Origin of the sequence: Trichodesmium erythraeum IMS101, assembly GCF_000014265.1 — a bacterium.
GTDB classification, from domain to species: Bacteria; Cyanobacteriota; Cyanobacteriia; order Cyanobacteriales; family Microcoleaceae; genus Trichodesmium; species Trichodesmium erythraeum.
This window is the reverse complement of sequence record NC_008312.1, coordinates 1,147,515-1,168,382: the sequence shown is the minus strand read 5'-3', so window position 1 is coordinate 1,168,382 and position 20,868 is coordinate 1,147,515. Positions and strand designations below refer to the sequence as shown.

Genomic DNA, 20,868 nt, shown 5'->3' with positions numbered 1-20,868 from the left:
TTGCCTATAATCATTCATTAAAAACATTTCTCTTACTTGTCTTACTTACTTATTACTGAATCAGGAGTTACGCAGAACTACTGTCTCTAGTAGGGGTATGATTTGATATGCATGAGCTTAGTACAGTTAATAACTAAACTCTTGAAGAAGTATCCCATTATTTTTAGGAATTAATATTATTAAGCTATTCTCTTATCCACTTCATAAGATGAGATTGATAGAAGAGCGATCGCCAATAATAGTTGTCACATACTGGATATTAGTAGAACAGAGAAATCAGATTTCTATTGAGTATCGTTTACTATTTATACCCACATATTTATATTTAACAGATTAGAAATAGTAGCACAATCAATATTTAACTATGTAGAACTATGCCTAGTTCTTTAACTTCTATAGTTATATGAAATACAAAAAATTTTGCTTCAATCTCATATTCTAAAAAAGAATGTAGAATTATCCCAACTTTTGTACAATTTTTTTACTTCAGTAACTAGCCCTAAAAATTTTCTGCCTTGTTAAAGGTATGGAATAAATGATGGGAAAATAAATTATAGGTACTTTCCTCTTATTAACTATGACAACTGCTAGAGCAACATTTCCAATTAACATAGAAAGCTACAAACCTCTTTCTTTGGACCCCACAAATTCCATCCTTACAGATGAACAACGACAAACCCTCAAAGCAAATATTCAACTTTGTCGTGATATGATCGTATTTTTCACTGCCACTGGCGCTGCTAGAGGAGTAGGAGGTCATACCGGTGGCCCTTATGATACAGTGCCGGAAGTCATGATTCTAGATGCTTTTTTCCGAGGTGCAGCAGAAAAGTTTGTACCTATTTTCTTTGATGAGGCTGGACACCGTGTAGCTACCCAATACCTAATGGCGGCTATACAAGGAGACCTTCCCGTTGAAAATCTTGTAAATTATCGGGCAGCTAATTCCCATCTACCAGGACATCCAGAACTAGGACTTACTCCAGGAGTAAAATTTAGTTCCGGAAGATTGGGACATATGTGGCCTTACATCAATGGTGTGGCAATGGCAAATCCTAATAAAGCAGTATTTTGCCTTGGTTCTGATGGTTCTCAACAAGAGGGTAATGATGCTGAAGCGGCGAGAATGGCAGTAGCACAAAATCTTAATATTAAATTACTCATTGATGATAATGATGTGACTATTGCGGGTCATCCTTCCAACTATTTAAAAGGTTATGACCTCAATAAAACTCTCACAGGTCACGGTATAAAAGTACTTGAAGGAGATGGAGAAGATTTAGATAGTCTTTACCAAAGAATGTGTCAAGCAGTTACGACAGCCGGTCCGATCGCTATAGTCAATAAGCGGAAAATGTGTGTAGGAATAGAAGGTTTAGAAGGTTCTATCCACGGACATGACGTAATTCCTTTAAAATTAGCGATCGGGTACTTAAAAGATAGAGGAATAACTGAAGCAGTTAAGTATCTTGAAAGTATTGAAAAACCATTACAAAGCTACACTTATTTGGGGGTAAGTGACAAACTTGGTTCCAACCGCAATGTCTTTGGGGATACTGTGGTATCTATTGTTAGTGGTATGAGTGAAACAGAACGTAGCAACCACTTGTTTATTGATAGTGACTTAGAAGGTTCCTGCGGACTAAAACAAATTCGTACAGCTTTCCCGGATCGGTTTGTTAGTGGCGGTATTATGGAACGAGGCAACTTTTCTGCTGCTGCGGGATTTGGTATGGAACCAGGTAAGCAAGGTATTTTTGGAACTTTCAGCGCTTTCCTAGAAATGTGCATCTCGGAAATTACAATGGCGCGCTTAAATAAATCTAATATTTTATGCCATTTCTCCCATGCTGGTATAGATGATATGGCAGATAATACTTGTCATTTCGGTTTAAACAATATGTTTGCTGACAATGGCCTTGATGATGCTTATGAAACTCGCCTCTACTTCCCAGCAGATGCTAATCAAATGAAAGCTTGCGTTGAGGCAGTGTTTACTCAATCTGGAATGCGGTTTATTTTTTCTACTCGCTCGAAAGTACCAATTCTGCTTGACAGCAATGGTAAAGACTTTTTTGGCGAAGATTACAAGTTTATTCCTGGAAAAGATGAGGTGATTCGGGAAGGTACTGCTGGTTATATTGTTAGTTTCGGTGATGCGTTATATCGTTCTCTTGATGCATTAGAACGTCTGAGGCTCGAAGGAATAGATGTTGGCTTGATTAATAAACCGACTCTCAATGTAATTGACGAGGAGATGTTGAGAAAGGTAGGTACGGCTCCTTTTGTATTGGTAGTTGAAGCTTTCAATAGGCGTACTGGTTTGGGCAGTCGTTTCGGTTCTTGGTTATTAGAACGTGGTATGAGTCCTAAGTTTGCTTATATTGCTACTCACAAAGAAGGTTGTGGCGGTCTCTGGGAACAGTTTCCTCATCAAGGAATTGGCCCTGAAGGTATTATGAGTAAGGTTAAAGAGTTAGTCAAATAATTTTTTTTTAATTATGGTACTACGTCTTTTGGTTAGAACTGGGAAATTAATGTTGTTAAGGAACAGGAAATACCAGAAGCTTTCTAGTGGAATGTAAAACACCTATTTGTCTAGCGCTATGATAGTGGGAATAAGGGGATAGCTCACAGAGATATTCCTAGGAAGGTCTCTACAGTTGTCTCTCTATTTCCCACATTAAATACTAGGAGCTTGCTGGATCGGTGCAAGCAACTCTATTGGTAATGGAAGCATATTTAAAGTAGTTTCCTTTTTTCTATAATTATTAACTCCATGATAGTCAATGCCACCAGCTATCAACAACCTATACTTTTTGGATAAATCTTTTAAATTTTGTACTTGAGTCGGAGAATGAGAGGGATGAAAAGCTTCTGGCTCCATCAAAGCAACTTATATCATCTTAGGTAATATAACCTCAACTTGCCCCCATGAAATAGATAGGGGTGCTCGCAAACAGGAACTACTCCACAACTACGCAGTAAACTAGTACCTTCAATTATAGAAAATTTCTGATAATGAACATAAGTAGGTTTATTATCCCTCAACCAAGGTTCAAAAGATTCTTGTGGCGCGAACGCACATAACCTTCATTAAATAAGGCTATAGGAATATTTGGTCTTCCTGGTACTTTTCGCGCGCTGGGTTGATGGTGGATCAATAGGATACCCCAACTTAGCTAAGTTTTTGACCATTAACTGGGTGCGTCGATGTCTACTAGGAATGCGATCGCTAAACGGTAGCAGTAACTTCTTAGCATTTGGATAAAATTTGAGAATGTGAAGAGAAGCTCACGTGGTAAGAAGGAAGCTGAAATATATACATGTGATTAAATATACAAAAAATTAGGATTATTTAAATTTGAATCTTATAATTTTCAGTTCAATATCCGGTAACAAAAAAATTCATCAAATTTGCCGAAATTTTGAATGTACTTAGCTAACTAAATGCAACTGGCAAAATATTCATAAATAGTCCGGCAAAGGAAAGAGAAATTAACTTATTTTATGGTATAATTCCGTATGCTACTAGAGATATCCAGATGCTTAAGGCTTTGTGAACGACAGATCAGATTGCACTGCCCTGAGTTTAATCCTACAACCTGACAACTAAAAAATGTCTGCTAACAAACAGTTAATCAAATTGGCCAAAATTTTGGATGAACTTAGCCAACTAAATGCAACTGGCAAATTATTATTAAATAGTCTGCCAAAAGAAAGACAAATCAACCTATCTTATGGTAGGATATTATATAGCACTAGCGAAATCCACAGAGTAAGGCGTTGGGAACGACGGGTAAAGTTATACTGCCCTAAGTGGAATCCTATAACCTCACAAATACAATTACAACTAGAGCCATACAAACCTTGGGAATACTTACTCCTGTATGATGGAATTAGCAAAAATCAAATCACTGTTGCTCAAGCAAAAGCAGTCATTCGCACTGTTACCCTAGAAATCTTGTTTTCCATAAGCTACTACCCAGATCTAATACATAAGTGGGAAGAAAACCCTGGTAGTAAATCAGAATTATCCCTTGGTTTATCTCTATCTTATTCGGAAATAAAACCAATTTTCGCTAAAGTTGCTCAAATACAATATCTATCTAGAAAAGCAGGTTTTGAAAATTTAAACCTAAACCTTGTTCCTGTTCCTAAAAAACCTGTTGCCTCAGAAGCTTTATCTGGTTTCGGTAAATATTTACAGGGTGATTTAACTCTGTGGGATATTGTATGTAAACTACAAAAATCAATCTTAGTTGTCACTCATACTTTACTTCCCTTAGTCAAGAAAGGGTTGGTACAATTACAAACAATTTCAGATTTGCCAGGACCCAATTTTACATCATCTTTAGCAAAAACTAATTCTCATAAAAATAGAGATAAGACTATACCAAAAAAAAAGCCATTAATTGCTTGTATTGATGATAGTAAGGTAGTTGCTGAAACATTAAGAAAAATTGTTGAGCCTGCTGGATATAACCTGATCGGTATACAAGATCCAATCAAAGGATTTGTGAAAATTGCTGAACATAAACCAGATTTGATTTTTCTTGACTTAGAAATGCCTAATGCTAATGGTTATAATGTTTATCAATTTTTACACAATACACCAGCTTTTAAAAAAATACCAGTTATCATTCTTACTAGTAAGAATAATTTAATAGATCGCAGTCGGGCCAAGTTAATTGGAACTGCTGATTTTCTGAATAAGCCTCCTAAGCCAGAAGCAATTTTAAAAATTATTAAAAAACATTTGTCTGTAACTCCAAAATTTAACTGATCAAGAATAACTCTATTGTTACTTAGACTTATGTTATTAAAAGATATTAATAAATTTAACTACTCCGTTTCAGGTTTTTGGGTAGTCTTTGGACCATCTTGATTTATGGTTGAAGTGGGGTTAATGCTCGTCAGAAGTCAAAGTTTAGTACTCAGAAGTCAAAAAAAGTTTTATGTAAACGGTATGGGAATAAGCAAACCTCCAAAAACATTTTGTCAAGGCGGGGTTGAGTCGCGATAATTATTTTGATCAATAAAACTACTGCTATTCGCTCCTTTAAATATAATAGTATTTAATTACTTACTTAAGTTTCTTTCTTGAATACTACTACTTATTAAATCAAATAAGTAACTAACCTTAAAAGGAAAGTCACAGCATACAGAAGCAAGAAAAAGCAATTATTGAGATGCCATTTGGTAGTTAATATTGTATTGTGAAGAAAGATAAACTTTTACGATTATATGAAATAATAGTAATCATTAGGAATTACTATTAAGTTAGTTTTGACAGTGGAAAGATAATCAATGGTAAAGGGAAGTGTTTTGATGGTAGAAGATAGTCACAGAGAAGCTACTGCTCTGACTCAGTGCTTGAAAAAATCAGGGTATGAGGTCTTAAATGTAGGTACAGCAGAAGCAGCTAAGGTGATGCTGAGGGAAAAAAATTTTGATGTAATTTTAATAGATGTTGTATTACCGGGTCAGAGTGGTTATAGTTTGTGTAGAGAACTAAAAAAGCAAAAAAATACAGCGAATATCCCAATTATTATTTGTTCTAGTAAATCAGAGAAAATTGATAAACAGTGGGGTATGAAGCAGGGAGCATCTGCTTATGTTACTAAACCAGTTGATCAAGAGAAACTTGTGGCAACATTAGAAAAATTAGTTGTGTGAAAAACATCGTTGTTTAATGACTAAAGCATGAAAAAAAGCCAATGGCAAAACAACTATCATTAAATAGTAGTCAACAATTTATATCTTTAGAAGTCACTAAGACTTTAGAGGTAATACTATTTACTCGTGAGCTGGATGAAGTGATTACTTTAGACCATAGAATAATCTTACAAATACCAGGTATGCCAAATGTAGTTGTAGGAGTATTCCAGTGGCAAGGCCAAATTCTATGGTTAATCGATCTTGCTTATTTGATGGGTTTTCAACCTTTACTATCTACTGGATACTATCAGCAAAAGTTTAGAGTAGTGAAAGTAAAATTTCGAGATAGTTATCTAGGTATTTTGGTCCAAAAAGTAGGTAAATTGATCGATTTTGAAAGTAAAGAGATTAGTACGTCAACAAAACACAAAAGAAATTCACTTGTAGAAAAGTTTATTCAGGGAACTTGCAGCAATTCAGCAGGAGAAAAAAAGATGATTTTAGATATTAAAGCAATCATCGAATACATAGAAAAAACCTAGATTTAAACCTCGTTATAATTCATAATTCATCAGTAATAATTTTTTTTTTGAACGGTACTAGGAGTGAGGAACAAAATTAATTATAAAAGCCTTACTAATACATACTTTTGAATTTTGAATGGAGGACATTTGTATGTCTTTACTAATACAAAATTTACCTATATCCATTAATTATAGTAGTTTTCATTATTCAAAAATACAGATATTTATTTAATCAAATACAAGGCATTTGTAGAAGTTTTGTATTAATGAAGTGAAAACCCCTATAATTCCTCATTAACCATCACTAATAAAATTATGACACAGACCGGTTTTAGAAAAACAAACCAACAAGACAATAGACTGCCCAATAAAGATAAAGATTACTCTAAAAAATCTCCAATAGAAACTAAACAACCTCAATCAGGAAATGAAGAATTAACAATTGTGCCAGTAGAAGTGTGGCAGCCAAATACTAGAAAAACATCTATTTCTACCAAAAAATCACTAGGTTTAAAGGAAAAAACTAATGCATTAGCAGAAGATTTAGCAGTATTGCGCTCTAATATAGATATCAGAATCAATCAACTTCAATCATTAATAGAAACAGAAGGAGCTGCAGCAGAAAGAGCCGAATTATTAAACCAAATAACGTCCAACATTCGGGAGTCTCTCAACCTTAAAGATATATTTAAAACTGTTGTGGAAGATGCTAGATATGCTTTACAAACAGACAGAGTAATAGTATATCAATTTGATAAAAATTGGCAAGGCACAGTCATTGCCGAATCAGTAGATGTGCAATGGCCAGAAACACTGGGAGAAGAAATCACCGATCCCTGTTTTGCGGAGCGTTATGTAGAATTTTATCAAAAAGGTCGGGTAAGGGGAATTGCTGATATCTATGAAGCAGGATTAAATGATTGTCATATCAGTCAACTTGAAACCTTTGCTATTAGAGCAAACTTAGTCGCTCCTATTCTTGCCAGTGGAAAATTAATAGGCTTATTAATAGCCCATCATTGTGCTGAACCTCGACAATGGATAGAATCAGAAATCGAATTTTTCCAGCAACTGGCAATTCAACTTAGTTATGCTGTAGACCAAGCGTTACTATTAGAAAAACAACGGGCAGCTACCCAACAAGCTCAAAAATTAAATAAAATAACGAACGAAATTCGTAAGTCCCTGAACCTCAAAGACGTATTAGCTACTACAGTCGAAGAAACCCGGAGTATTTTAAACTCAGATCGAGTAATGGTCTACAAATTTGATAATGAATCAAAAGGCGCAGTTATTGCTGAATCAGTTGATAGCAAATGGCCAAAAGCCCAGGGAGCAAAAATTACTGATGTCTATTTTGCTGACCATTATGTACAATCCTATCAACAAAGGCGAGTTAAGGTTATAGACAATATAGAAGAAGCTGAACTAACTCCCTCTTATATTAATCAGCTTAAGCTCTTTGAGGTCAAAGCTAGTTTAGTTGCCCCCATTGTAGTTGAGAAGAAACTACAAGGTCTGTTAATTGCTCACCAATGTTCTGGTCCCAGAGCTTGGACAGAATTAGAAATAGACTTGATGGGAAAAGTTAGTATTCAAGTAGGGTATGCTCTAGACCAAGCATACTTATTAGAACAACAACAAGCTATAGTTAAACAAACTCGATTATTAAACGAAATTGCCAATAGTTTGCGTAGTAGCACTAATACTGAAGAAGTTTTTGATATTCTGATTGAAAAAGCTCGTAATACTCTGGGAGCAGACCGCACTATAATTTATCAGTTTGATGAAAATATGGTTGGTACAGTGGTAGCAGAATCAGTTGGTCAGGGTTGGACAGAAACTATGGGTAAGAAAATAGCTGACCCTTGCTTTGCCAAAAATTTTAAGCCTTATCTGCGTGGGCAAGTTAGCACAATTGAAAATATTCAAGGTTCTGGGATATCTGAGTGTCAGATTAAATTATTAGAACCTTTTGAAGTTAAAGCAAATATTGTTGCTCCAATTTTAGTAGAAGCAGGACTATATGGTTTATTAATTGTTCACCAATGTTCTCAACCTCGAAGTTGGCAAGAATCAGAAATTAATTTTGTCAAACAGTTAGGTAGTCAACTCAGTACTGCCTTAGAACAGAAAAGACTTTTAGAACAGCAAAAGGTCGCAACTGAACAAGCACGACGCTTGAATGAAATTAGCTCGATGATTCGGGAATCTTTGAATGAACAGGATATTTTTAATACAGTAGTAGTTGAGACTCGCCAAGTTTTAACAGCAGACCGAGTGATGGTTTATAAATTAGATGATGACTATAATGGTACTGTTGTGGCTGAATCAGTAGATAGTATGTGGCCTACTGCTATGGGTACAAAATTGGATGCTAAATGTTTTAAGGAACATCATATTAAAGCTTATCTTCGAGGACGAGTTAAGGTATTCAATAATCTACACGACCCCTCTCAAACTATGATTGATGATGCTAAGAATACTGAATGTTATTTAAAAGATGCTGAACCTCTAAAAATTAAAGCGACATTGACAGCTCCAATTCTGGTTGAGAAAAAGCTATATGGTTTCTTTGTAACTAATCAATGTTCTGCTCCCCGTAATTGGAAAGATTCAGAAGTTGATTTTATTAAGCAATTAGCAACTCAAATCGGTTTTGCAGTTGAGCAGGAAAATCTTCTACAACGGCAAAAAACAACTGTAGAACAGTCTAAAAAACTGAATCAAATTAGTTTAAGAATTCGGGAATCTCTTGACATAAACCGCATTTTTCGTACAGGAGTAGAAGAAGCACTTAAACTGATGGAAGCTGACCGGGTAGTAGTTTATCGTTTTGATAAAGACTGGGATGGTAAGATTATTAGTGAGGCGGTTAAACAGGGGTATATCAATATTATAGATATGGAAACTGAGGTAACTTGTTTTCCGGTAGATTATGTGGAACCATATCGTCAAGGTCGGGTACAGGTTACACCAGATGTAAGTAAAGCAGGTTTGACAGCATGTCATGAAGAACAACTAGGAAAATGGCAAGTTAAGGCGAATATAGTGGCTCCGATTTTAGTTAACCAAACTCTATATGGTTTATTAGGGGTGCATCAATGTTCTGAAACTCGCAATTGGTTAGAGTCAGATGTTGAAGTTTTTAAGCAGGTATCTTTGCAAATTGGGTATGCTCTTGACCAAGCACTTTTGTTACAACAAATTGAACAAGCTCGTCAAAAAGCAGAAGGTATATCTATGGAACAGCAAAACCAAAAAGAATTACTAGAAACTCAGATAGAAAAGTTTTTGGCAGAAATAGAAAATTCTTTTGATGGGGATTTGACAGTGCGTGCTACTGTTACAACTGGTGTAATGGGAACTGTTGCTGATTTCTTTAATGCTGCGATTGAAAGCTTACAGCAGTTAGTCTTGCAGGTGCAGTCGGCAACAAATGTTGTGAGTTTGACTACAGTTGATAATGAAGCAGAAATTAAAAAGCTGTCCGGTGAAGCTCAACGCCAAGCAGAAGCAATAGCTAATGCTTTCCAACAAATTCAGGTAATGGCTAATTCAGTTAAGGCAGTGGTAGCTAATGCCAAACAAGCAGAAACTAAGGTGCAGCAAGCAAATCAGATTCTACAAACGAGTGATGCTGCCATGAACCGTACTGTGGATGGAATCCTGGGAATTCAGAAAACAGTTGAGGCAACTGCTAGGAAGGTGAAAAGTTTAGGGGAAACTTCTAAGAAGATTTCACGGGTTCTTAGTTTGATTAATGATTTGGCAAATCAAACAAATGTTTTAGCATTGAATGCTTCGGTAGAAGCAACTAGAGCGGGGCAAGATGACCAAGGATTTGCTACGGTGGCTAGTGAGGTACGTTCTCTGGCAGAGCAGTCAGCTAGTGCTACTGAGGAAATAGAGCAAATTGTTGAGGAGATTCAGTCTGGCACCAGTGAAGTTATTAAATCAATGATAGTGGGGCGAAAGCGGGTAATGATTGGTACTCAGTTAGTTAAGGGAGCGCGACAAACTCTGACAGATATGTTGGATGTGAGTGGAAAAATTAATGAGTTGGTAAAGGATATTACTGTTTCTGCTACTACTCAAGCTGATACTTCTAGTACACTGTCAAAAACAATGCAGGAAGTGGCAGCGATCGCTAATCAAACTTCTGAACAATCTATGACTGTGGCAGAGTCTTTTGCTAAATTACTAGCAGTGGCTGGAGATTTAGAAAAGAATGTTGCTGAGTTTAAGGTAAATTAATTGGGGTTCTTAGGTAGTAGGGATATACTCCCTACAACTCCCTATAAGTTTTTGATTCTGATGTGAGGTCATTTAAATTATCACTGTTACAGTTAGCCTCCTGGAGGAGGAACTACGTTTTTTTGTGTTGCGTAGCGAAACAGTGCCCCTGACTTCAAGTATCCGGACTGAAATAAATGTGGTGAATATTTTGTTGAGTCCCTATCCGAGGAGAGGCTTGGGAATTCCTTTGTTTGTAATCAATTTGAAAAGTGCTGTCAGCCTTTTCGTGTCAGAATGCGAATGCAAACAGCTACTAGCTCAAGTCAAAACTATTGTTTTTATTGGATTTCAGTGGTTTTCAGCAAATTGGGAACACGCTTTTAATCATAAAAATCCTTATATGGAGCTCCAAGGAACAACCCTACTGTAGTCTAATCTCTAGGAAAATAAAGCTACTATAATTTTATTAATGTGCTAACACTTTTGTGTAGTGTTATAATATGCTGTTTATATTCTTTAAAATTTGAACTTTTATACAATGATTGAAATTGACGATCAAGCCTACGAATTCTTTGTAGAAGAAACTACAAAATTACTGCACACTCTTGAAGAAGGATTGATTAATATCTCTCAAAAGCATGATATTAAAACGCTTCATAAATTGATGCGGGCAGCTCATTCAATTAAGGGAGGTGCTGCTTGTATTGGTTTGATGGGAATTCAAAAAATTGCCCATGACTTAGAAAATGGCATTAGGGCTCTTTATCAGGAAAATACTGTTTTTGACATGGAGTTAGAGAATTTACTGCTGCAAGCTTTTGACTGTTTGCAATCAGCAACTCTAGAACAAATTGAAACAGGTAACTACGATAAAAAGACAGCTCTTGCCAAAGCAAAGCAGGTTTTTCAGCAGCTAGAAAATAAACTTGGGAATTCTCTAGAAGCAGCAGCAGAGTTTCCTGAAATGCCAATGGAACAGGGTGATATGGCTATGTTTCTCTTTACAGAAGAAATACCCTTTGGTTTGCAGCGTTGGGAAAATTTGTTGGCTGGAAGAAGTAAAGGTGATAATGGTTTATCCCTTAAAGATGAATTGAAGAGACAAGCAGAAGTCTTCGCGACTTTGGGAGCAATGCTTGATTTGCCTGGGTTTACTTCTATTGCTCAAACTGCAATTAAAGCTTTAGAGGTAAATCCAAAATATACAACAAAAATTGCTCAATTAGCTTTAGCAGATTTTTGGGCAGGACATAAAGCAGTATTAGAAGGCGATCGCGCTCAAGGTGGACAATTAAATGAGACATTAGTAAAATTGACTAAACCGTTAAAACCTAAAAAAGCTGTAGGAACTACTAACAAAAAACAAGTTAGTCAACCAATTAAAAAATCTCATGTTGCTAATCAAATTCAACTTCAAAAAGCGGAGATAAATAACAGAACAAAAACTACTGCCCATAATGCTACAACATTATCAGAAAATGTTTCTGATCAACAAGATTATGGACTAGAAGTGACTAATAATCAAAAGACAGAACAAGTCAAGAAATCTACTAAAAAATCTCACATTGCTAATCAAAATAAAAGTCAAAAAGCAGAGATAACTAACAGAAAAAAGACTCAAAACTCTAATGCTGCAACATTATCAGGAAATGTTTTGGAACAACAAGATTATGGGGCAGAAGTTACTGATAATCAAAAGCAAGTTGAGCAAAAACAAACTACTTCTCAACCCTCATATGCTTTAGGTATTAGGATAGACCTGAAAAACCTAGAAATATTGAATAATTTAGTAGGAGATTTAGCTACTCAAGAAAATAGTTTTATGCTCCAAAATATACAAGCTCAAGCTTCAATAGAAACATTAGATAAAGGGTGGCAAAAAATTAAGCAATTAATGATAAATCTTCAAGATATTAATGTTTTTTATGAGAAACTAAAAAATTCATCAAATCCTCAAAATAATAAACTAGCATCTCTACTAAATATAATACCAAATATTACAGAAGAAATTGCTCAAATAGGAGAAGCAGTAGACGATATTAAAGTACTACATCAGCAGAGTCAACAAATTGTCAAAAAAAAGCAACAAACCTTACAGCGTATACAAAGTAATCTTAACAAGACTCGAATGTTACCTGTGGAATCATTATTTAATAGATTCCCTAGAATGATTAGAGATTTATCGGTACAAAACCAAAAACAGGTAAAACTAGAATTAATTGGGATAAATACTATGTTAGACAAAGTAGTTTTAGAAAAATTATATGACCCCATACTTCATATACTAAGAAATGCTTTCGATCATGGTATTGAACCAGTAGAAATAAGACAAGCTAATGGTAAATCAGAGGTAGGAATAATTACTATCAAATCTTATTATCAAGGAAATTATACTTATATTGAAATTCGAGATGATGGAGGTGGTATAGATGTTGAAAAAATCCGGAATAAAGCTATAGTTAAGCAAGTTATTTCTGCTAGTGAAGCCACAAAATTATCAACTAAACAGTTATACCAATTATTATTCTATCCAGACTTTTCAACTAAGGAAAAAGTGAGTGAATTGTCAGGAAGAGGGGTAGGATTAGATGTAGCTTTACGTCAAATAGAAGCATTAAAAGGCAATATTACTATCCAATCAGAAAGAGGTAAAGGCACAAGATTTATTCTGAGATTACCTTGGACTTTGACAATCACAAAATTATTAGTTTTTCGTATGGAAGGTAATTTATTTGCTATTCCCTTAGATATTTTAGCAACTATTATCTATGCAGATCCGACTGAAATTAAAGTTAATAAAGAAGGGAAAGAAATATATTCTTGGCGAGGTAAAAAAGTATTAATAGCACCATCAATTGTATCGGATTATAATTATCCTATAGTTTTAGGTGATATTCAACAAAAAGCTGTTGAATTTGGTCAAAGTCCTTATGGTCAAAAATATCAAGGAAAGGTAATGTTATTTTTGATTTCTGAAGATACAGATACAATTGCTATCAAAGTTGAACAGATATTAATGGAACAAAATTTGACGATTAAACCTTTTAGCAAAATTTTAACAGCACCATCATATTTGTATGGTTGCACAATCTTAGGAGATGGTAGTTTAGTACCAGTTATAGACGGCATTAAATTATTAGAAAAAACATTACACAAAGGAGAATCAAATACTTATAAATTTCCGGGGATTAAAAATAAGTTAAAACAGCCAGCTTTGCCTCAACTACCAACTATTTTGGTAGTAGATGATTCTTTAACTACTCGTCAAACTATTTCTCAAACTTTACATAAATCAGGATATAATGTTGTACAAGCTAAAGATGCTAAAGAAGGATTAGTAAAGCTACAACAGCATATTCCAATTCAGGCTATTATTTGTGATGTGGAAATGCCAGAGATGAATGGTTTACAGTTTCTTAGTCATTGTCGTAAACAATATTCTATGGAAGAAATGCCTATATTAATTTTAACATCTCGTAGCAGTCTATCCTATCGTCAGTTAGCTAAACATTTGGGTGCAAATGACTATTTAACTAAACCTTTTTTAGACCAAGATTTAATTAATAGTTTACAAAGCTATTTACCGACAGTAGGGGGCTAAAGCATTGTATTTCAAAAATTTTAAGCTAGAAATAGATGGTAGTGTGTCAGCAAGGTGTAAGATAGGTAATTAGATGATTCCAGTTGCAAGGAGTGATATGGCTGCCACACTTGATCTCTTAAACTAATTCAGCTCTTTAGACTACAGTATTGTTCTTGCGACTATGAAGCTATATCCAATTAATTAAAGTAAAGTAGACGATATGACTGACGCCGTGGTCCGCGTTTCATATTGGCGACAGTCGAAACGCTAACTTTGGTGTTACTTCAGTTTGTTGCCAGAGCTTACAAAATTTCTGTATATCTACGATACTTGATACTGATATGCTGTCTGATAATTCCATTTGTCTATTCCAATAGAATCTATAGAGGGATGATTTTTCATTTTCAAGGCTTTATTAAAGACTGGAATTTTTACCCTAATTTACTTCTAGCTTCGACATCTTCATCCATAGTTTATGCCCATAGTCTTGTATTTGATATCTAGCTTATGTTCTCAAGTTTCAGTCTTTTTTTTTAGATTTTGCATCCTTCTTCCCCATTTCCTGATTTTGTGACTGTAGTAATGTTTAATTGTGCTTATAGAGCAATTTTATCATCATTAAATTCAGATAATTTTTTCCTGAACATCCTTATTAATTAGCAGTTATAAGTATCCTAAATCTACAGGATAATGGATGGTTTTTGTATAGTTATTTTTTGTTTTTAGTAGTTTCACTTATGCCACAGAGTAGTAGCGATCGCTTAACAGTTTTAGACCTCTTCTATTGTTACAATATTTTTGAAAAGTGGTATGATAAAGTAGGTAGTTAAGGAATTGGGAGTATATGCTAAATATCCACTGAGAAATTTTAAAACTGCCAAAAATTTAAAAGTAGTTAACCACTCGGATTTATTCAATCTAAAAGTGGAATTTTAAAGATGTACCTATGAAAAAAGAGCTTTAAGAGAGGAGCTCAATAAGGTCAAAGTCTCGCATCTGTTTCTGAAGATGAGCAAACTTTATAAAGGAAAACTGAAAATGGGTCTGCTTAGTTTAACAAGATTTGAAAGTGTGTAATATAATCAAAAAACACAAACTAGCTAATATTATGTCCATTTGAACATTTACAATTTAGACATTTATAAAAAGAGGGAGTAAATAGAGACATTATATGGAATGCCTGTATAGAGTAGGGGGAAAGAATTAATGATATCTGCGCCATAATTGATTTTATTTTTTATTTATTATTAGAGATGTTTTTTTGTGAAAAAAAGACAGAGGGCAGAAGGCTTTTATGCAGAAGGGTTTCTTCTGATTGTGATTTAGTTTTGTACACAAATGATGGGACTAAATATGGTGTTTGCCAAGAAAAAATATCAAAGATGTGGTAGTCTATCAACAAAGTGTATCATTGATACTTGTACCAAACTCAAAAGTCTTACTACTGGTTTGTAAAGGTTGATTTGATAGGTAATTTATTAAAAATTCTCTTTGTCTACTTTCCCCCCTTGTCTTCTCAATTGATTGTTTTAACCCAAATCTTAAAAATTGACAAAGCACTATATCTTTACATATCAGAGTCGGGAGTAAGATTCGACTTTCTTTGATGTATATTTATACTACTAGTAAATTAATAGATTCTTGCGTCTAAAAATGTCACAACAGTCTTCTAAACAACCTATTCTTGAAATTACTGTCCAAGAGCTGGCAAGTCGCCTAATAAACGGTATTCCTGAAAATTTACAATTAGTTGATGTTCGGGAACGGCAAGAAATTGAAGTAGCTTTTATCAAAGGTTTTAAAGTTTTACCTTTAAGTGAATTTCATGAATGGTCAGAGAAAATTCATCTTCATTTGGACTCTAGCCAAGAAACTTTAGTTTTGTGCCATCATGGGATCCGTTCAGCTCAAATGTGCCAATGGTTGAAAAATCAGGATTTTACAAATGTTAAAAATATTATTGGTGGTATAGATGCGTACTCATCAGTAGTAGACCAAAGTATACCTCGTTATTAGCTATAGCTATATATAGATATAGTTAATTTATATACAGCAGAACTTACTCACCAAAATAAAAAGCCCTGGTTATAGTTTTTTTTGCTCTCACTCATTGATAACCCTAGTTTTTCTGTAAGCCTCATTATAGAAAATTTTTAGGATCGGTGACTAAGATTTATGGTCAGGAAAGTTCATTTTGCTACATATTCATATAAAAAATATGATTATATCATAATAAAGTACTAAATTTTATTAAGAAAAATAAATTTAACCTTATCATAAACATAAAATTATTTTTTCTATTATTGTTTGGTAGCTTCCGGAATATACTCACCCTACATCCATGTCATTACAAGTTAAGCTTAATAATCGTCATCAACATATTCTCTGGGCAACAGTTCGCCACTATATTGCGACAGCAGAGCCAGTTGGCTCAAAATCCCTTGTAGAAGAGTATAATCTCAGTGTTAGTCCAGCGACAATTCGCAATGGGATGAGCTTTTTAGAGAAAAGCGGACTATTATATCAACCTCATACTTCGGCTGGAAGAATTCCATCGGACTCAGGTTACCGAATATATGTTGACCAATTAATTAGACCTTCAGAAAATCTAGCTTTTGAAATTGAAGAGCTTTTACAAAAGCAACTAAATTGGCCAGAAGGTCGCCTAGAAGTTGTACTTCAAGGAGCCGCTCAAATTTTAGCTAGCCTCAGTGGTTATATTACTCTGGTGACAATGCCCCAAACTTCGACGGCTAAGCTACGACATCTACAATTGGTACAAGTGGAAGCAGAGAAAATCATGCTAATTGTAGTGACAAATACCTATGAAACTCAATCACTGATTATGGACTTAAAGACAATAAATCAGATAAATGATCGCAAAAATTTACAGGGTAATTCTGCCGTCCCCAATTTAGAAGATATTGATCGAGAATTACAAATATTATCAAATTTTTTGAATAGTCAGCTAAAAGGACGAGTAATAGGGGAATTATCTTTATTGGACTGGAGTGAGCTAGACTGGGAGTTTGAGAAATACGCTAAATTGATCAAAAATCTGTTGGAAAATTTAACTCTGCGTTGTGGAACGCCTAAATATACTAGAATATTAATTAGCGGTATAGCAGAAGCACTACGTTTGCCAGAATTCTCCCAACTTGAACAGGTCCAAACTATTATTCAACTACTTGAAGAAAAACAAGATAAATTGTGGCCTTTGATATTTGGAAGTACTACTAAAAAAACAGATCGACAGGTGAGAGTTACAATTGGTTCAGAAAATCCTTTGGAACCTATTCAAGGTTGTGCCTTAGTTTCTGCAACTTATGGAAATGGGACAGTTCCTCTAGGAAGTGTGGGAGTTTTAGGACCGACTAGGATGGTCTATGAGAATGCGATCGTTCTAGTTAAATCTACGGCGGATTTTCTATCGGAAGCAATGGGAAGTTATTAAGTAGCTGAAAATAATTAATTTTATATAAAGTTTTCATTTGAGATGAGTAAATAAGTAGGGAATGGTTTAGTAAAATCCAATTGAGGTTATCTGGTTATACTTAAAACCCACATTCAGCATCATAAAAATACTACACAAGTTTTATGAATAAGATGGATTATAGCCTAGATAATTGATAAGCATTATGAATGATTTTGTAATATATATTTTTATCTATAGTTGTTATAAATTATATCAGGGAATACTTATGCTTTAAATGGTTTCCACAGATGCAACATGGGCGGGTTAAAAATCTACTTAGGGCTGGTTGAATAAATATAAGATTTTTATCATACATTAGTTTAAGTGGTGCTAAACTTTAAGAGGCATTGCGCAAAAATTACGACGAAATTAATATTTGCTCACTTGGCATTTCCCTTGACCTGAGTGGGAAAAATGCAGAAAAATTAATGGCTCTAACTATTGCCCATTTCCTGCCCTGACTGACATATTTTTTCAGGAAACTTTACTGAGGAGATGTTATTGCTTCTGCTATAGCTTGAATTTCAGGATAATTAAGAAGATATTTGAACCCACATTCGGCAAAAAATTTGTAATAGAGTTGTTTGGTGTGGGAAAATTGAAAATGCTCAGATATACTCGGTAAACTAAGTTAATTAGCAAATTGCTATCGGACTCCATATTTAGAAAACTCTTAAGTATTTATACTTGATTTATTTTTCTGACTACCGACCATTATTGTCTCCTGAGTGTTAACCCCTGACTCTTAACTCCTGGCTCCTAACTCTTGTTTTCTGTATGACTTTATTGGCAAACAATGCCGCACGATATAATTATCTCTGAGTGCAGCCGAAAGTTCCTTCAATTTATTATTATTAAAATTTATCTCTATATTTGCTCAAGCACAGCTGACTTACATTGGCATTTTAAGGCAAAAAATAATTACTACTACACCAATATTTCTCATCAAGCTGTACTAAATTTACTCGGCTATGAAAAAAAACATGAATTATTATTAGGCAGTGCTTTTAATGAGGAAAAATTTATTCTTTTCTATGAAAATATTAATGACTGCTATGGTTTATTTCAAATCTATCTTCATAAATTAATTCTGTCTTGTTTCCTTGGTAATTTTCATCAATCAAAATATTATGTCATATGAGTAGAAGAGTATTTTGAGGGCAGTGCCACCGAGTTCTTTAATTTTCCAGTATATTGCTTTTATGGTTCGCTAGCTCTACTCGCTCTTTGCCCAAAAGCATCAGTTGCTGAACGAGATCAAATGCTAGAACAACTGAGTACATACGGGGAAAAAATGAAATTATGGGCACAACATGCAGCAGACGACTATTCCCATAAATACTATTTAATAGAGAGAGGCAGAAAAACAAAGAATACTGGGGGCAAAACTAGAAAGCTATTGAGGCTTACGAGCCAGCGATCGCTCTCGCTAAGGCAAATAAATATATTCAAGAAGCAGCTTTAGCAAACTAACTGTGTGCCAAGTTTGATATAGAGTGGAGCAAAATCAAAATTTCCTAAACCTATAAACCTATATGATTTAAGCTTCACGGGGTGACAAGCGCCTTAACACTATTGTGGAAACTATTGTGGAATAAGGGTTTAACTACTGTTTGTGAGGGTTAAAAATTGCCAAATTTTTGAGAATAATAATCATTATTTAGAAAGGGAGTCGTTCAGCAAAGCTCAACGACTCCCCTATATTAATTGATGTATTATTCAATTTAAGATAGCTCACAAACTTAATTTTAGGCAATTTAAAATTTTGAGAGATCGTCAATTAAAAATTTCAGCCTTCGGATAAATTATGACAGTTACCTCCATATAATTAAAGAATTTATAGTTTTGATATAGCTATTAATCTTTTTCGATAATTAGGCTTTTTCTGAGGATTTAAATTAATAATATTTTCAACAATCTCAAATAAATAATACCCAGCTATCGTCCACAAATTACCATAGATAATTACCCAAAAATGGTTATTTATTCTCTCTTTTCGTCTTAACTCTGTAAATCTACAAATATAGTTTTGATACCCGTTTTTTTTTATTATTTGACCACGATAATATGAAGATATATAGGAAATGGCTATCAGTAAAATCGAATTGGTAAAACATTGGATACTAGCTTGGCTTCCTTCTAAATTATACACTCCTGTTTTAAAATCTTTAAACATCGATTCAAGACCCATTAAAAGCGATAATTTTTGATAACTTTATCTAAGTTTTCTAGATTTGTTAACAAATACTAATGTTCATTTTAGACAAAGTGAAGTAGGGAAAAGCATGGGGTTAGATTTAGCAATTACTTATCAAATTACTTATCAAATTATTGTGAAGTATGATTGCTGTGTCAATTATAATGCATTTCAAATCATGGAAAAGGTATATAAGTTATAATATCAATTCCTATTTGAAAATAATTATTCCCATAAAATAAAGTAGGCAAAATTTTAATAGATTGTGAGTTTAAGCTAATAACTATCATTGCCTTTTATTAATACTAAAAACTCATATTTAAATCCACGAAAATTAGAATCTAATTGTAAAGTGTATACCCCACTCACAGGCATAGTACCTGTCCATTCACTTTCATTACCTTGAATATAAATCTTAGGTTCCCTTGTCATAAGTTGGTCATCAGGGCTAATAATTGCCGGAAAGACATCTCCTAAATTTTTAATAGTTAGGCTCTGGCCCTGAATCATCCTAACTTGGTAGTTATGACTACCAGTACCAATAATCTCACCTCTAACAATAGCTAAGTCGCTTCCTGGAGAAAAAGTAATGGTCTGCTCTACTCTTGCACAACTACTGCGAGTTCGGCTCTTAGCAACCCAACCTCTAAGAGGATTAGTAATTTGTAGCCAACCAGATTGTTCATCTGCGACAGAAATAAAGGTATTATTGTTAAGTTGACCAACTATATTACCTTCTTTTACTTCTGGAATGCTACGAACATTCAGAGGTCCTTCAGGATCATCTACTATGGCCATAACTATTTTGCATCCTGATGTTGGTGGTGTAATTATAACTGGACTAGATTCTTGAGTAACTAAATCTGAGGAGTTAAGAGTTGAAAATGAGGGTTGTAGTTTAGTAGAAACTAGGTTGCTATGCAACTTTTGTTTCTGCAAATAATTACTAGCAAATTGTGAAGAATTAGACTGAAGTGTCAAATAAAAAATAGAGGCAGTACTAGCAAATCCAGTTATGGCTGCAAGAATCAGATTTCTCTTATGTAATGACATAATTTTATTCCTTGATTAACTTAATTTTATTTCACTTTTTTAGTCAATTTTCATTTAAATAAAAAGCTTTACTATTAGCTATTAAAGCTAAGATATGCTGTTAAGCAGACAGACAAAATTAATTACATTTTTTATC

11 protein-coding genes are annotated in these 20,868 nt (G+C 34.2%); 9 read left to right on the top strand and 2 right to left on the bottom strand.

Annotated elements, in window-relative coordinates; all coding sequences use genetic code 11:
* Positions 1–208 precede the first annotated feature (208 nt).
* Both TERY_RS36090 and TERY_RS03445 read left to right on the top strand, forming a co-directional pair.
* A complete protein-coding gene (locus tag TERY_RS36090; RefSeq protein ID WP_370496548.1) occupies positions 209–337 on the top strand; it encodes a hypothetical protein in 129 nt (42 codons plus the stop codon).
* A 240-nt stretch (positions 338–577) separates the two neighbouring features.
* Entirely contained in the window at positions 578–2,488 is a 1,911-nt protein-coding gene (locus TERY_RS03445; RefSeq protein WP_011610546.1) for a transketolase C-terminal domain-containing protein, read from the top strand.
* A 195-nt stretch (positions 2,489–2,683) separates the two neighbouring features.
* Here the strand turns inward: TERY_RS03445 and TERY_RS24695 are convergent, their stop codons facing one another.
* A complete protein-coding gene (locus tag TERY_RS24695) occupies positions 2,684–2,887 on the bottom strand; it encodes a hypothetical protein (RefSeq protein WP_052845742.1) in 204 nt (67 codons plus the stop codon).
* A gap of 732 nt (positions 2,888–3,619) precedes the next feature.
* Between TERY_RS24695 and TERY_RS03435 the strand changes: the two genes are divergently transcribed.
* The 7 genes from TERY_RS03435 to hrcA all read left to right on the top strand — a co-directional run bounded on the left by TERY_RS03435 (position 3,620) and on the right by hrcA (position 17,461).
* The gene (locus tag TERY_RS03435; protein ID WP_011610544.1) at positions 3,620–4,786 is read left to right on the top strand and encodes a response regulator; all 1,167 of its coding nucleotides are present in this window, start codon (positions 3,620–3,622) and stop codon (positions 4,784–4,786) included.
* 524 nt (positions 4,787–5,310) lie between these two features.
* On the top strand, positions 5,311–5,679 hold the full coding sequence (locus TERY_RS03430) for a response regulator transcription factor (protein ID WP_155994281.1): 369 nt from the start codon (positions 5,311–5,313) through the stop codon (positions 5,677–5,679).
* Between the two features lie 41 nt (positions 5,680–5,720).
* Positions 5,721–6,203 carry a chemotaxis protein CheW gene (locus TERY_RS03425; RefSeq protein WP_011610542.1) on the top strand — a complete coding sequence of 161 codons (483 nt, stop codon included), beginning with the start codon at positions 5,721–5,723 and terminating at the stop codon, positions 6,201–6,203.
* 297 nt (positions 6,204–6,500) lie between these two features.
* The gene (locus TERY_RS03420) at positions 6,501–10,442 is read left to right on the top strand and encodes a GAF domain-containing protein (protein ID WP_011610541.1); all 3,942 of its coding nucleotides are present in this window, start codon (positions 6,501–6,503) and stop codon (positions 10,440–10,442) included.
* Between the two features lie 520 nt (positions 10,443–10,962).
* Complete coding sequence (locus TERY_RS03410) at positions 10,963–14,025, top strand: response regulator (protein WP_011610540.1); 3,063 nt, start codon at positions 10,963–10,965, stop codon at positions 14,023–14,025.
* A gap of 1,635 nt (positions 14,026–15,660) precedes the next feature.
* Positions 15,661–16,023: a rhodanese-like domain-containing protein gene (locus TERY_RS03405; RefSeq protein ID WP_011610539.1), complete on the top strand. Its 363-nt coding sequence runs from the start codon at positions 15,661–15,663 to the stop codon at positions 16,021–16,023.
* Between the two features lie 325 nt (positions 16,024–16,348).
* On the top strand, positions 16,349–17,461 hold the full coding sequence (gene hrcA / locus TERY_RS03400; protein WP_011610538.1) for a heat-inducible transcriptional repressor HrcA: 1,113 nt from the start codon (positions 16,349–16,351) through the stop codon (positions 17,459–17,461).
* Between the two features lie 2,494 nt (positions 17,462–19,955).
* Here hrcA and TERY_RS03385 read toward each other — a convergent pair.
* On the bottom strand, positions 19,956–20,732 hold the full coding sequence (locus TERY_RS03385; RefSeq protein WP_011610537.1) for an SH3 domain-containing protein: 777 nt from the start codon (positions 20,730–20,732) through the stop codon (positions 19,956–19,958).
* Between the last annotated feature and the right edge of the window lie 136 nt (positions 20,733–20,868).